The 13,649-nt window shown below is 64.8% G+C and carries 13 protein-coding genes and 1 riboswitch; of the genes, 7 read left to right on the forward strand and 6 right to left on the reverse strand.

Features of this window, described 5'->3' with window-relative positions:
- The first annotated feature begins 101 nt into the window (after positions 1-101).
- From FJ471_RS24930 to FJ471_RS24940, 3 genes are read left to right on the forward strand one after another with little or no spacing between them, the layout of a single operon-like run.
- Complete coding sequence (locus tag FJ471_RS24930; protein ID WP_140807386.1) at positions 102-974, forward strand: cytochrome b/b6 domain-containing protein; 873 nt, start codon at positions 102-104, stop codon at positions 972-974.
- A gap of 1 nt (position 975) precedes the next feature.
- Positions 976-1,785, forward strand: a complete 810-nt coding sequence (locus FJ471_RS24935; RefSeq protein WP_140807387.1) for a molybdopterin-binding protein — start codon at positions 976-978, stop codon at positions 1,783-1,785.
- Positions 1,782-2,207, forward strand: coding sequence for a GNAT family N-acetyltransferase (locus FJ471_RS24940; RefSeq protein WP_140807388.1), 426 nt, complete (start codon positions 1,782-1,784; stop codon positions 2,205-2,207). The genes FJ471_RS24935 and FJ471_RS24940 overlap by 4 nt, the downstream gene beginning before the upstream one ends.
- Before the next feature lie 50 nt (positions 2,208-2,257).
- Here FJ471_RS24940 and FJ471_RS35090 read toward each other — a convergent pair whose 3' ends face one another.
- Positions 2,258-2,860 (reverse strand): DUF3011 domain-containing protein, encoded by a 603-nt coding sequence (locus FJ471_RS35090; protein ID WP_210242055.1) that lies wholly within the window; start codon positions 2,858-2,860, stop codon positions 2,258-2,260.
- Positions 2,861-2,947: 87 nt separating this feature from the next.
- On the opposite strand from FJ471_RS35090, the gene FJ471_RS24955 reads away from it, so the two are divergent.
- Complete coding sequence (locus FJ471_RS24955; protein ID WP_181179711.1) at positions 2,948-3,811, forward strand: transporter substrate-binding domain-containing protein; 864 nt, start codon at positions 2,948-2,950, stop codon at positions 3,809-3,811.
- 2 nt (positions 3,812-3,813) lie between these two features.
- On the opposite strand, the gene FJ471_RS24960 is transcribed toward FJ471_RS24955, so the two are convergent.
- The gene (locus FJ471_RS24960; protein ID WP_140807390.1) at positions 3,814-4,818 is read right to left on the reverse strand and encodes a hypothetical protein; all 1,005 of its coding nucleotides are present in this window, start codon (positions 4,816-4,818) and stop codon (positions 3,814-3,816) included.
- Positions 4,819-5,147: 329 nt separating this feature from the next.
- A riboswitch (glycine riboswitch) is annotated at positions 5,148-5,234 on the forward strand.
- A 149-nt stretch (positions 5,235-5,383) separates the two neighbouring features.
- On the opposite strand from FJ471_RS24960, the gene gcvT reads away from it, so the two are divergent.
- Genes gcvT through gcvP form a run of 3 tightly spaced genes read left to right on the forward strand, consistent with a single transcriptional unit; the run spans position 5,384 to position 9,688 of the window.
- Positions 5,384-6,484: a glycine cleavage system aminomethyltransferase GcvT gene (gene gcvT, locus FJ471_RS24970; RefSeq protein WP_140807392.1), complete on the forward strand. Its 1,101-nt coding sequence runs from the start codon at positions 5,384-5,386 to the stop codon at positions 6,482-6,484.
- A gap of 7 nt (positions 6,485-6,491) precedes the next feature.
- Positions 6,492-6,860, forward strand: a complete 369-nt coding sequence (gcvH, locus tag FJ471_RS24975; RefSeq protein WP_140807393.1) for a glycine cleavage system protein GcvH — start codon at positions 6,492-6,494, stop codon at positions 6,858-6,860.
- A 17-nt stretch (positions 6,861-6,877) separates the two neighbouring features.
- Positions 6,878-9,688 carry an aminomethyl-transferring glycine dehydrogenase gene (gene gcvP / locus FJ471_RS24980; RefSeq protein WP_140807394.1) on the forward strand — a complete coding sequence of 937 codons (2,811 nt, stop codon included), beginning with the start codon at positions 6,878-6,880 and terminating at the stop codon, positions 9,686-9,688.
- 7 nt (positions 9,689-9,695) lie between these two features.
- Here gcvP and FJ471_RS24985 read toward each other — a convergent pair whose 3' ends face one another.
- From FJ471_RS24985 to FJ471_RS25000, 4 genes are all read right to left on the reverse strand, one after another.
- Positions 9,696-10,868 carry a GGDEF domain-containing protein gene (locus tag FJ471_RS24985; protein ID WP_140807395.1) on the reverse strand — a complete coding sequence of 391 codons (1,173 nt, stop codon included), beginning with the start codon at positions 10,866-10,868 and terminating at the stop codon, positions 9,696-9,698.
- Positions 10,869-11,049: 181 nt separating this feature from the next.
- A complete protein-coding gene (locus tag FJ471_RS24990; protein ID WP_140807396.1) occupies positions 11,050-11,523 on the reverse strand; it encodes a tetratricopeptide repeat protein in 474 nt (157 codons plus the stop codon).
- Positions 11,524-11,713: 190 nt separating this feature from the next.
- Complete coding sequence (locus tag FJ471_RS24995) at positions 11,714-12,679, reverse strand: type II secretion system F family protein (RefSeq protein ID WP_140807397.1); 966 nt, start codon at positions 12,677-12,679, stop codon at positions 11,714-11,716.
- Position 12,680: 1 nt separating this feature from the next.
- The gene (locus FJ471_RS25000) at positions 12,681-13,646 is read right to left on the reverse strand and encodes a type II secretion system F family protein (RefSeq protein WP_140807398.1); all 966 of its coding nucleotides are present in this window, start codon (positions 13,644-13,646) and stop codon (positions 12,681-12,683) included.
- Positions 13,647-13,649: the final 3 nt, after the last annotated feature.

A 13,649-nucleotide genomic window follows, 5' to 3' on the forward strand; every position in this document is an offset into this window, starting at 1 on the left:
TAATAAATCCGTGATCGCATGAAACATTGCCTTGTGCGGCGACGTATTGAGGGGGAGACAATGACCTGAGAAGCCGCCTGCACGAGGCGGCCGGAGGCAAGATGGACACTGTTGCCAACAACCAATCCGCCGCCAAGGCGGACGGCAAGGACACGACCCTCATCTATCGGCAGTCGCGCTGGACGCGGTTGACCCACTGGATCTGGGCTTTCTCGCTGTTCTTCATGCTGCTTTCCGGCCTGCAGATCTTCAATGCGCGGCCGCAGCTCTATATCGGCAAGCAGTCCGGCTTCGAGTTCAACAACACCATTCTCGAGATCGGCGCCGAAAACACCACGAACGGCCCGCGCGGTTTCACCGAAATCTTCGGTCATCGCTTCGACACCACCGGCGTGCTCGGCTGGTCTGGTCCACCAGGACAACAGACGCAGCGCGCCTTTCCGGCCTGGGCGACGATCCCCTCTTACTACGATCTCGGCACCGCCCGCGTGGTGCATTTCTTCTTCGCCTGGATCCTGACCACGACGCTGCTCATCTGGCTGATCGCAGGCCTGATCAACGGCCATATCCGCCGCGACCTCGCCCCTCGCGTGTCGGACCTGCGCAAGCTGCCGCGCGACATCGTCGACCACGCGAAGCTGAAATTCCACCACACGCGCGAATACAACACGCTGCAGAAAATGGCCTATGGCGGCGTGCTCTTCGTGCTTTTGCCGCTGATGATCATAACCGGTCTCGCCATGTCGCCGAGCATGAATTCGGTGCTGCCCTGGCTCAACGAAATCCTCGGCGGCAGGCAGACGGCGCGCACCATCCACTTCACCGTCATGCTGCTGCTCGTCCTCTTCTTCTTCATCCACATCCTGATGATCCTCGCCGCCGGCCCGATCAACGAGCTGCGCTCGATCATCACCGGCTGGTACCGCACCGACCCGCCCGCAAAGCACGAGCAGCCGACCGAGAGGAGCGCCTGACATGGCAAAGTTCCAGATCAGCCCCAAGCTCCAAATGAGCCGACGAAAGTTCCTCACCGCCAGCAGCCTCGGCCTATCCGGCATCGCGCTCTCGGGCTGCGACGCGTTCGACAGCGGCCTCGGCATTGGCGGCGGCCTGCGCAGCTTCCTCGAAAACGCCAATGGCCTGACCTGGCGCGCGCAACGCCTGCTCGCCGGCCGGGACGCGCTGGCGCCGGAATTCACCGAGGCCGATATCCGCCAGCCACAGCGGCCGAATGGCGTCACGGCGCCCGACGACGACACCTACAAAGGTCTGCTCGCCAACAATTTCGCGGACTGGCGGCTGGAGGTAACCGGGCTTGTCGAAAAGCCTTTGTCGCTGACCCGCGAGCAGCTCCAGAACATGCCGGGCCGCACCCAGATCACCCGCCACGATTGCGTCGAAGGCTGGAGCTGCATCGCCAAATGGACCGGCACGCCGCTGTCGCTGGTGCTCGACCAGGCGGTGGTGAAGCCTGAGGCCCGCTACGTCATGTTCCACTGCCTCGACACGATCGAGCAAAGCCTGTCCGGCGACATCAAATATTACGGCACGATCGACCTGATCGACGCCCGCCATCCGCAGACGATCCTGGCCTATGGCCTGAATGGCAAGCCGCTGCCGGTCGAGAACGGCGCGCCGCTGCGCGTGCGGGTCGAGCGCCAGCTCGGCTACAAGATGCCGAAATATCTCTACAAGATCGAGCTGGTCGACAGCTTCGCCAAGGTCGGCGGCGGCCGCGGCGGCTATTGGGAAGACAATGGCTACGACTGGTATGGCGGAATTTGACGGGCCCTCGCCTGCAGGCCGAGCACGATCTTGCGGCAGCCGGGCCCGATGCCATCGAGGCGCGTCTCGACGCCGACAACCGGCGGCTGACCGGTCGTGGCGACGACCGTGCTCTCGTCTTTGTTCTACGGGATGATGAAGGGCGCGCCGTCGGGGCCGCTGCCGGTTATTCCTGGGCCGGCATCGCCGAGCTCACGCTGATGTGGGTCGACGAAGCCTATCGCGGCCTTGGCCACGGCAGGAAGCTGCTCGATGCCTTCGTCGCGGAGGCTGCCGCGCGCGGCTCGCTGCGGATATGGGTTTCGACCCACGACTTCCAGGCGCCAGGCTTGTACGAAAAAGCCGGCTTCGAGCGCATGGCCGAATTGACCGGGTGGCCCGAAGGCCATTCCAACATCATCCTTTGCAAGACGATCGGCTAGGCGGCGGCCGGACGAGCTTGGCGTTCAGTATGCGAAGCTCGGCCGCGCGATCATTCGTCCGAGCTGTCGAACGTGGTTTGGCCCGGCTCGGGGGGCGCGTCCCCCATCTCATCCGGATTATCCACCCTGCAGCCCATGCCGTGACATCCCTGATAGTTGCCATGGGTGTCGAAATTGGGATTGCCGTCCCTGTCGAATTGCGGCGTCGGGTCGATCCATCGATCGTCGCGGCGCGGCTTCGGCCTCGGATAGTAATTGTCCGAATGGCGGCCGTGCCTGTCATTGTTGTCGAGGATGGCGCCGACAATGCCGCCGACGATGATGGCCGCGGCCGCATCGCCCGGAGACGGCCTTCGGCCGGAGCCGGCGATCAGGAATTGCGCCGAGCAGCCCTTGTCCACCCAGATGCCGCCGCCGTCATAGCCCCAGCTTGTGCCGAACTGGCAACGCGACTTCGAAAGCCGGTTGGTCAATTGCACGCCGCCACGCGTGTCGACCCCGCAATAGGAGTAGCGGTAGTTGGAACTCGAGCAGACCAGGCGCATCGGGCCTGCGGCCTGCGCGGCATCGGGCAGCAGCGACAGTTGCGCCGGACTGCCCAGGAAGCTGGCCAGCAACACCATCGAACCGGTAACCGCCATCCGCGCCGACATCGCAAGTCTCCAATTGGGTTCGCTATCGACAGAATGGCACCTCTGTGTAAGTCTTACAACCAGACAGACTGCAGCGAGGATATATTCATGCGCGCTAACAAAATGATCGCGGCGATCATACTTGTTCTCTCTGCCTGGCTGGCGTTATTGCCGGCTCGCGCCGACGACAGCCTGAAGCGCGTCATCGACCAGAAGACACTGACGGTCGGCGTGGCGCTCAACCCGCCATGGATCCTCAAGAACGCGGACGGCAAATTCGCGGGCTATGATGTCGACCTGACCAGCGCCCTGGCGTCCGATCTCGGCGTCGACCTGAAGCTGGTCGAAGTGCCGTGGAACGACCTGAAGACGCGTCTGCTCAAGGGCGATTTCGATCTGATCGCCGCGGGCTATGCCAGCACGCCGGAGCGCGCCCGCGAGGTTGTGTTCTCCAATCCGACCGGCACCGCCGACATTCGCATGGTGGCCTCAATCGCCAGCCTCGGCAAAAGGCCGGGAAAGGCGCTGACGGCGCCGGGATATAAGATCGCCGTGCTGTCCAATTCCACCGACGAAGCGGCTGCCAAGGAAGCCTTTCCGAAGGCGAACATCCTGTCCTTCGACAACACGGCCGACGTCTTTGCCGCGATCATCGGCGGCGACGCGCAGGCGATGGTCGCCACCTCGCCGACGCCGCAGATGGCGGCGAGGCTCTACGATGCGAAATTCAGGCTGGTCGGCGGCCCGCTGCTGCGCACGCCGGAGGCATTCGCCCTGCGCCCCGACGACATCCGCCTCGTCCAATACGTCAACAACTGGATCGGCGCGCGCGCCGCCGACGGCACCATCGCCGGTGTTCGCCGTTACTGGTTCGGCGGCTTCAAATGGATGTCGCGCTTCGATACCTCGGCCAAGCCGGATCAGGCCAAGACAGACCAGGCCAAGCCGGAACCAACCAAGCCCAAGCAGTAGGGCTAGGCCACTTTCTCGAGCAATGGCTTCAGGGCCGGATGGATTTCCGGCGAAGCCTGCCTGATCAGCGTCAGCAGCGCGCGTTCGTTGTCGCGCAGCGGCCGCTGTCCGCCGCCGACGCGCTCGGCAAGCCATTCGGCCTCGCTGGCATCGATCGTCTCGGCGCGGCGGGCTAGCGCCTCGTTGGCCCGGTTCCTGGCTTCCCATTCCGCCTCGATATCGCCGGGCGAATGATAGGCTTCGCGGATCGCGGCGAACCCGCCTGAGACCATCCGGCTGAAGAAACCGCCAAGCGTCGGGCCCGCCTCGTCGAGGAAGGTCTCGTGGCGCAACGCCACCTCCCGCGTCGGCGGCTCGTAGCCGGTCGAGCACATGACATAGTTGGCGATCGCCTTGACGAAGAGGTCGTTCCAGGACGGATCGTTGTCGGCCGCCGCGGTCCGGTCGTTGATCCTGAACAGGACCTCCGCCTCAGCCTTGCTGATGGCGATGTTGCCGTCGCCGCCATAGGCGTAGAGGATGCGCCGCAACAGATCGACCTCGGCCTTGGCGACATGGCCGGGAACCAGGCTGCCGCCATGCATCAGCGGACCCTTGCCGTCCATCACCGCATGCGCGACCTGTTCCAGCGCATAGGCCGAGAGCTGGCCGGGCGAGGATTTCGCTTCCTCCAGCACATGAACCAGCAGCTCGAGCTCGGTTTGGCTGTCGACCATGCCGTCGCGCGAGATCGTGCGGACCAGCCAGTCGGCATTCTGCTCGGAGATATAGCCTTCCGGCTTTTCCTGGTGAACGATGTAGTCGGTCACCGCCTCGACGAAGAACGGCGTCCACTCGCCGCATTTGTCGCGCGCCGTCTGGTCGAGCGCGAACAGCGCCTCCGCCTCCCCGCGGCTCACCACGCCGTCCGCGAACACCTCGCGCCGCAGCATCGTCACGTCTTCGGCCGTGATCTTGTTCTTCGAGGTCAGCCCCGCCACCGGAGCGCTCATGATCAATTCGCCCATTTGCCGTCCCTGCCCGTCGCCTTTGCCGGCGTTATCCGTCAGCTTTATCAGCATTGTCTTGAGAAACCGGCAAATGGCGTGGTTAGCGAAGACTTGCCGGTTTGGGCGCTTAAGATGCGTCGAGATTCAGGTCAGGCCGAGCCGAAAGTGGTGGCTTGCGAGAACCGGAGCGGAGCGTACTAAAGTACGTGAGCACCGGAAGCGCAGGAAGCCGCTACTTGCAGGCCGGCCTCACCTGAATATCGGCGCATCTTAAATGTCGCTGGGAGGTGACAAGGTGTCGCCGACGGGCTATGGATGGCGCGTCGAGGGCTCGGGCAACTGAGTCCTACCTGTTTGCGGGAGAGAGCAGCGAAAGCTGTCGCCGAAGGGGAAATCGCCCGAAATCTCTCAGGCAAAAGAACCGTAAACGGGAAAGACAACTCTGGAAAGTCGGGAATCTTCCCGCGCCGAAGGTGTAAGCGCTGCCGACAGAGTTACGGGGCGCAAGTCTCTCAGGCTTCAGACAGAGGGGCACGAACTAGGCCGCCTACGGCGGTCGATTGCGTGCGACTCTGGAGAAGACATGACAGGCGACCACACCAGACATCTGCCCCTTGAGGATTTGCATCAGGCCGCGGGCGCGCGCTTCGGCGCCTTCGCCGGCTGGTCGATGCCGCTCACCTACCCACCCGGCGTGATGAAGGAGCATCTTCACACGCGCGAGCATGCCGGCCTGTTCGACATCTCGCATATGAAGCTGTTCGAGGTCTCCGGTCCGGGGGCCACAGCGTTGTTGAACCGCGCCTGCCCGCTCGACGCCGGCGCGCTGGACATCTCGCAGTCCAAATACACTTTCTTCCTCAACGAGGCGGCAGGCATCATCGACGACCTGATCGTCACGCGCCTGGGCGACGACCGGTTCATGGTGGTGGCCAATGCCGGCAACGCGGTCGAGGACGAGAAGCATCTGCGCGAGATCTCCGCCGACTTCGATGCCAGGGTCGAGCCGCTCGACCGCGTTTTCCTGGCGATCCAGGGTCCGGACGCTTGGGCCGCGCTTGCCAGGGCTGGCATCGAAACCGGCTCGCTGCTCTTCATGCATGGGGTCGAGCCGCGTCAAAACTGGTTCATGAGCCGCTCCGGCTACACCGGCGAGGACGGTTTCGAGATCGGCCTGCCGGAGGCGGATGCCCGCGATCTCGTCGCCAGCCTGCTCAAGGACGAGCGCGGGCAGTGGATTGGCCTTGCCGCGCGCGACAGCCTGCGGCTTGAGGCCGGTCTTTGCCTGCACGGCCAGGACCTGACGCCGGAGATCGACCCGGTAAGCGCCGGACTGATGTGGGCGATACCCAAGGAGATCCGGGCCGCCGGCCATTTCATCGGCGCCGGCGCGCTGCGCTCGATCATCGGGCGCGGGCCGTCGCAGAAACGCGCCGGCTTGAAGCCTGACGGGCGCCAGCCGGTGCGCGCCGGCGCGGCGCTCATCGATGGCGACGGAAATCCGGCCGGCCACGTCACATCGGGCGGTTTCGGCCCTTCGACCGGCCACCCCGTCGCCATGGGCTACGTCGACACCGCGCTGGCCAGGCCCGGCACCAAACTCTTCGCCGACGTCCGTGGGACGAAAATCCCGGTCGACGTCGCGTCCCTGCCCTTCACCCCACACCGCTACCGCAAAGGATGATTTCCAGATGGCAAAGACCTATTTCACCGAAGACCATGAGTGGCTGCGCGTCGAGGGCGGCGTCGCCACTGTCGGCATCACCGACTATGCGCAGGAACAGCTCGGCGATCTCGTCTTCGTCGAGCTGCCGGAAATCGGCCGCAAGCTCGCCAAGGGCGACCCCGCCGTCGTCGTCGAATCCGTAAAGGCGGCATCGGACGTCTACGCGCCGGTCGATGGCGAGATCACCGAAGCCAACGCCTCGCTGTCGGCCGACCCCTCGCTGGTCAATTCGGCCGCGACCGGCGACGGCTGGCTCTGGAAGATGAAGCTCGCCAACGAAAGCCAGCTCGACAGCCTCATGGATGAGGCCGGCTACAAAGCCCATATCGGCTGATATCAGGACATAAAGACATGACCGCAGCGCTTACTCCCTTCTCGGCCCGCCATATCGGTCCGGGTGTCAATGATGTCAGAGCCATGCTTGCCGTGATCGGCGTCCCGTCCGTCGAGACGCTGATCAGCCAGGCGGTGCCGCGGTCGATCCGCCTCGACCTGCCGCTCAACCTGCCCGCTCCAGCGAGCGAAGCAGAAGCGCTGGCCGAATTGTCGGCGATCATGGCGAAGAACACGGTGCTGAAGAGCTTCATCGGCGCCGGCTATCATGGCGTCTTCGTGCCGCCGGTCATCCAGCGCAACCTGTTCGAGAACCCGGCCTGGTACACGGCCTACACGCCCTACCAGGCCGAGATCAGCCAGGGCCGGCTGGAAATGCTGTTCAATTTCCAGACCCTGGTCGCCGAGCTCACCGGCCTGCCGGTGGCGTCGGCCTCTCTCCTCGATGAAGCGACCGCCGTCGCCGAGGCCGTCGGCATCGCGCTGCGCCATCATCGCGACAAGCGCACCAAGGTGGCGCTCGCCGGCACGCCGCATCCGCAGACGCTGGACGTCGTGCGCACCCGCGCCGAGCCGCTCGGCATCGAGGTCGACGGCGAGACGATCGACAACAACACCGCCGCCCTGCTCGTCTCCTGGCCGGATACCTTCGGCGTCTATGGCGACCACAAGGCGGCGATTGAAAAGGCCCGCGCTACAGGCGCACTGGTCGTCTTCATTGCCGACCCGCTGGCGCTGACGCTGGCTGACGCGCCGGCGAAGCTCGGCGCCGACATCGCCGTCGGCCCCATGCAGCGCTTCGGCGTGCCGATGGGATTTGGCGGTCCGCACGCCGCCTATTGCGCCGTTTCCGACAAATTGACCCGCCTGATGCCTGGCCGCCTCGTCGGTCAGTCTACCGATACCAAGGGCCGCCCGGGCTACCGGCTGGCGCTGCAGACGCGCGAGCAGCACATCCGCCGCGACAAGGCCACCTCCAACATCTGCACCGCGCAGGCGCTGCTCGCCAACATGGCGACGGCCTATGCGATCTGGCACGGCCCCGCCGGCCTGCAGGCGATTGCCGGGCAGATCCATGGGTTGGCCGGCCGCCTCGCCTCGGGTCTCAAGGCCGCCGGCGTATCGGTGCTTGGCACGAGCCGCTTCGACACGGTCACCGCCGAAGTGAAGGGCAAGGCAGCGGCAATTGCCGCCGCCGCCGAGAAGACCGGCCGGCTGTTGCGCCTCATCGATGCCGACCGCGTCAGCGTCGCCTTCGACGAGACCTCCACGGAAGCCGATCTCGAGGCGATCGCCGCTCTGTTCGGGGCCAAGCCCGGCGCGGCGGGAGACAGCTCCATGCCGGGCAAGCCGCGCGGCAAGGAATTCCTGACCCAGCCGGTCTTCCACGACAACCATTCCGAAACCGAGATGATGCGCTTCCTGCGCCGGCTGGCCGATAAGGACCTGGCGCTCGACCGCACCATGATCCCGCTCGGATCTTGCACCATGAAGCTCAACGCCGCCGCCGAGATGATGCCGGTAAGCTGGCCGAGCGTCGCCAATCTGCACCCCTTCGCGCCGGCCGGCCATTCCGAGGGCTATCGCAAGATGGCCGACGACCTGGAAGCCTGGTTGTCGGAAATCACCGGGTTCGACGCTGTCAGCCTGCAGCCCAATGCCGGCAGCCAGGGCGAATATGCCGGCCTGCTCGCCATCCGCGCCTATCACCGCGCTCGCGGCGAAGGCCACCGCACCATTTGCCTGATCCCGTCCTCCGCCCATGGCACCAACCCGGCAAGCGCTGCGATGGCGGGCATGAACGTCGTCGTCGTGCGCTGCCTGGATGACGGCAATATCGACATGGACGACCTGCGCGCCAAGGCCAACGAGCATTCCAAGAACCTTGCCGCGCTGATGTTCACCTACCCCTCGACGCATGGCGTCTACGAGGAAGGCGCGCGTCATCTCTGCGCGCTGATCCACGAGCATGGCGGCCAGGTCTATTTCGACGGCGCCAATCTCAACGCGCTCGTCGGCCTCGCCCGCCCCGGCGACATCGGCGCCGACGTCTGCCACATGAACCTGCACAAGACCTTCTGCATTCCGCATGGCGGCGGCGGCCCGGGCGTCGGCCCGATCGGCGTCAGGGCGCATCTGAAACCCTATCTGCCGGGCCATGTCACCGAAGGCTCGGCGCATGCCGTTGCCGCCGCCCCCTTCGGCAGCGCGTCCATCCTGCCGATCACGTGGATGTACATCCGCATGATGGGTGGCTCCGGCCTGAAGCAGGCGACCGAGACGGCGATCGTTTCGGCCAACTATGTGGCGACCCGGCTCGCGCCGCACTACCCGCTGCTCTACAAGGGCCGGAGCGACCGCATCGCGCATGAGTGCATCCTCGACACGCGCGTGCTCAAGGACAGCGCCGGCATCAGCGTCGACGACATCGCCAAGCGCCTGATCGACTACGGTTTCCACGCGCCGACCATGTCGTTCCCGGTCGCCGGCACGCTGATGGTGGAACCGACCGAGTCCGAGCCCAAGGGTGAGCTCGACCGGTTCTGCGAGGCGATGATCGCCATCGCCGGCGAAGCGGCGAAAGTGGCGAAGGGCGAATGGCCATCCGGCGACAACCCGCTGGTCAACGCCCCGCACACCGCGGCGGAAGCGCTTGCCGGTGAGTGGAAACATCCCTACTCGCGGCTGGAGGCGGCCTATCCGGCGGGCGACGCCGATCTGGCGGCGAAATACTGGCCGCCGGTCTCGCGCATCGACAACGTCGCCGGCGACCGCAACCTTGTCTGCTCCTGCCCGCCGCTGTCGGAATATCTCGGCGCCGCGGAGTAGCGTTTGCTCAGGCAGTCTTCAGGGCCGGTCCGGCATCGGGCTGGTCCGCTTCGACCCGAGCGATGACGCGGTTGCGTCCGGCACGCTTGGCCGCGTAAAGCGCGGCGTCCGCTTGCGCCAGCACCTCGTCGAGGGGGCGGCCCGCGGCCGAGCCGAATCCCATGCCGCCGCTGACGCTGTTGCGCAACGGGCCGCGATGGGTCGGAACGACCTCGGTGCCGAACGCGACGCCGATCCGGCTTGCCATGTCATGCGCCTTTTCCGGCGTCACGCGCGTCATGACGAGCGCGAATTCCTCGCCGCCCAGCCGAAAGGCGTCGACCCCTGCCCTGCCGTATTTCTTGATCACCGCCGCGAAGCGGCAAAGGACCTGGTCGCCGACGGGATGGCCGAAAACGTCGTTGGTCATCTTGAAATGGTCGAGATCGAACATGGCGATCGCCATGAATGGACCGAAGCGGCGGTCGCCATAGAGCTCGTTGAGCGCCCTGCGGTTCATCAGGCCAGTCAGCGGATCGGTCATGGTTTCAGCCTTGAGCTCGATCTGCGCCTGCAGATGGTGCAGCGAAAGCGTCAGCGCGCCGAGGCCCGTCATGCAGGCGACCGCGACGACGGAGTTCAGCCGCTCCGCCCAATTGTCGGGCGCAGCACCCAGCACCCACTGCCCTTGCGCCAGCAACGCCAGGCCGCACAACGCGAAGGACAAGCCGCAAGCGCCGCTGAGGAATGAAACGACGAGCAGGATCCGGCGGTTGTGATCCCCCTTCATCCAGAACATCGCTCCGATCGCCGCGAGCAACGCCGTCACGGCCGCATAGGTGATCTGGAAGCCGATGCCGTCGAAGCCGAGATAGGTGACCAGCGCGCAGGCCGCCATCGCGGCCAGCGCCGGCACGATGGCGCAGCGGTAGTCGCGGACACCGAGATACTGCATGGCCGACAGGCAGATGATCAGGAAACCCAGGGTCAGCAGCGCCAACACCGCCTGGCACAGCCAGGGATCGGGATCCTTGGTGTAGCGCCAGAACGCGACGACATGGGCGACGAGCACGAGGATGCCGCAGGCGACCGTGAGCACGAAGCGCGCCCGCGGCGTGGTCAGCCAGATCGCAAACATGGTGATGCTGAGGCAGGTGCCCGACAGCGCCGCCGCGAGCAGGAGCGAACTGAAATCCAACATCCCTGAAGAACTGCCTCTAGCGTCTAGCCGGTGCCCGTCCCCCTCAATGTAGGTTGGCGGCAGCTGGCGCAAACCGTTTTCGGCCGATGCCCAACGCTACTTCGACACAGGGTTTACAAAGCGTCGACATGTGAGGCGAAATCCCGTGACAATACACGGAATACGCGAACCACCGAAAGGATCAGCCCTTGTCGAGCAGCGCCAGATTGGCATTGACCACCGTCTGGTCGGCCATGCCGGCCTTGGCTTCGAGCAGCAGCGTGCGCGCTTTTTTCTTGTTGCCGCGCAAGAGCTGCGAATAACCCATGTTGTTGACGATCTGCGGCTTGCGCCCCGCGACCTTCAACAACTGCGCATAGGCGCGGTCGGCGAAGTCGAAGCGGCCAAGCTCGTCATAGGATGCGGCAAGCCCCATCCAGGCCTCGGCATTGTCGGATTTGAGTTCGACCGCCTTGCGGAAATGCTGTTCGGCCAGGCCGAAATTCGCCTCGCGGAACTGCGCCTTGCCTTCGACGAGGTCGTTGGCGCTGACATCCTTGGCCACCGGCTGGATCGCCGTGGTCTTGGTCGTGTCGACGTTGTTGTTCGTCGTACAGCCGGTGATCATCAAGACGGCCGCCAACGCCGCCGCTGCCCTGGGAAGTCTCTGACGCATGCCCCTGCCCCATCGCCCGATTTGCCGGGTCGTTCTTCAGGAAAAACAATACAGAGGAGCGATTAAGCTTCGGTGCCGAAATGCAGCTAAAATTCGGTTGCGCGCCAAGGATGCGTTAACCAGCGTCCCGCGACCGTCGAGGTGTGTTGGGATTCAGGTCAGGCTGGCCTCACCTGAATATCGACACACCTCAATGAGGGGCTGTCAGCTTCACGATGATCGGTATGATGGCGATCATCAGCACCACCGGCAGGATGCAGACCGTCACCGGGACCGACATCTTGGCCGGCAGGGCATGCGCCTTCTCCTCGGCCAGCGACATGCGCTTGTGCCGCATCTCGTCGGAAAAGACGCGCAGTGAGCCCGACAGGCTGGTGCCGAGTTCCTTGGACTGCTGCAAGAGTGTGGCGAAGGAGCGAACCTCGTCGAGGCTGAGGCGGTCGGCAAGCGCCTTCAGCGCGTCGTCGAGGCTGCGCCCGGCCCGCAACTCCAGCGACACCAGGATCAGGTTCTGGCTGAGCGACGGATAGGTCCTGGCTAGCTCCTTCGAGACCCGCTCGATGCCGGCCTCCATGCTCATGCCGGCATCGGAGCAGACGATCATCAAATCCATGAAATCGGGAAAGCCGTTGCGGTATTCGCGCATCTTTTCCCGAACCTTCTGCGTCAGCACAAGGCCCGGCAGGAAATAGCCGCCGGCGCCCGACAGGATGATGAAGGTCCAGCGGCTGGTCATGGTCGACTCGGCACTTGCCGCCCAATGGTTGATCAGGAATGCGCCGAGCGCCGCGCCGACCAGGGTGGTGAAACGGATCAGGAAGAACATGCCGACGGCGCGCGGCTCCATATAGCCGGCCTGGATCAGCTTCAAGCGCAGCCGCGCGACGTTTTCCGGGTCGCTCTTGGCGTAGAACTCCTGCGCCCGTTTCACCGCCTTCTCGCGCACGGCATTGGTGCTCTTCTTGGGCGCGGGCTCCGCCCGCTCTGCCGGCTGCAATATCTCGACCTTCAGCCGGCGCTTGACTTCGCCGCGACCGCCCTTGGCGAGCACCAGCGGCCAGGCAACGGCGCCGCCGCCCAGCACGAGAAGCAGCACCGCAACCGGCACCAGCGAGGTGGGCGCGAGCGAGGCGAGGAAGCGGATGACGTCTTCCATCTCAGAACCTGAAATTCGACATCTTGAACATGATGGCGTTGCCGAGCAGCAGCCAGGCGATGGAGCCGCCCAGCATGTACCAGGTCTTCGGCACGTCCCAGACATCCTGATAGAACTGCGGCATCAGCACCATGATGGCGGTGAACAAAAGCACCGGCACTGCGGTCAGGATGTAGGCCGACATGCGCCCTTCCGTCGAAATGGCGCGCACCTTGCGGCGCAGCTTGCCGCGGTCGCGGATCGTCGCCGACAGGCCGTCGAGGATCTCGCGCAGATTGCCGCCCGAACTGCTCTGGATCGACACCGCAGTGACGAACAGCGGCAGGTCCTCATGCCCCACCCGGTCGAAAAGATTGTTCAGCGCCGAGACCAGGTCGGAGCCATAGGTCACCTCGTCGGCGACGACGCCGAACTCGGTGCCGATCGGATCGGCCATTTCGCGCGCCACCATGGCAATCGCCACCGGCACCGGATGGCCGGCCTTCAGGCCGCGCGTGATCAGCTCCAGCGCCTCCGGCAGTTGCATCCCGAAACGCTTGTGCCGGCGCTTGCGCATGAAGCGCATGACCATCACCGGCAAGACCGGCAGCAGCACGACGAGCAGGATGAGGCCGAACAGGAGCGGCAGGCCCTTCCAGATGCCTAAAAGCGCCAGTGCCGCGGCCACGCCCGAGGTGATCATCAGGAACTTCGGCAGCGGCGTGGTCATGCCGGACTGCGTGCGCAGGGCGTGGAAGCGGTCGAGGGAAAAGATGGAGCCGCGACCGTCGATCCCGCGCTCCTTGCGCAGTTGGATCAGCACCTGCTCCTGGCTGATCTTGTTTTCCGCGAGCTTCATGCGGCGGTTGATGGCCGTGCGCTTGTCGCTGCGCCCGGCATAAAGCAAATAAAGGCCCTCGGCGATCATGATGCCGGTGAGCGCCGCTGCGGCGTAAACGACATAGACCGGGCTGAATCCCTCGAACACCGG

It is taken from the genome of Mesorhizobium sp. B2-7-1 (assembly GCF_006440735.1).
GTDB lineage: Bacteria > Pseudomonadota > Alphaproteobacteria > Rhizobiales > Rhizobiaceae > Mesorhizobium.

Bases quoted from the DNA above. Each gene is read 5' to 3' on its own strand.
- FJ471_RS24985 (WP_140807395.1), bottom strand. From the start codon at position 10,868: ATGTTGGATTTCAGTTCGCTCCTGCTCGCGGCGGCGCTGTCGGGCACC.
- gcvH (WP_140807393.1), top strand. From the start codon at position 6,492: ATGGCAAAGACCTATTTCACCGAAGACCATGAGTGGCTGCGCGTCGAG.
- FJ471_RS24930 (WP_140807386.1), top strand. From the start codon at position 102: ATGGACACTGTTGCCAACAACCAATCCGCCGCCAAGGCGGACGGCAAG.
- FJ471_RS24935 (WP_140807387.1), top strand. From the start codon at position 976: ATGGCAAAGTTCCAGATCAGCCCCAAGCTCCAAATGAGCCGACGAAAG.
- gcvP (WP_140807394.1), top strand. From the start codon at position 6,878: ATGACCGCAGCGCTTACTCCCTTCTCGGCCCGCCATATCGGTCCGGGT.
- gcvT (WP_140807392.1), top strand. From the start codon at position 5,384: ATGACAGGCGACCACACCAGACATCTGCCCCTTGAGGATTTGCATCAG.
- FJ471_RS24960 (WP_140807390.1), bottom strand. From the start codon at position 4,818: ATGGGCGAATTGATCATGAGCGCTCCGGTGGCGGGGCTGACCTCGAAG.
- FJ471_RS24955 (WP_181179711.1), top strand. From the start codon at position 2,948: ATGCGCGCTAACAAAATGATCGCGGCGATCATACTTGTTCTCTCTGCC.
- FJ471_RS35090 (WP_210242055.1), bottom strand. From the start codon at position 2,860: ATGTCGGCGCGGATGGCGGTTACCGGTTCGATGGTGTTGCTGGCCAGC.
- FJ471_RS24990 (WP_140807396.1), bottom strand. From the start codon at position 11,523: ATGCGTCAGAGACTTCCCAGGGCAGCGGCGGCGTTGGCGGCCGTCTTG.
- FJ471_RS24995 (WP_140807397.1), bottom strand. From the start codon at position 12,679: ATGGAAGACGTCATCCGCTTCCTCGCCTCGCTCGCGCCCACCTCGCTG.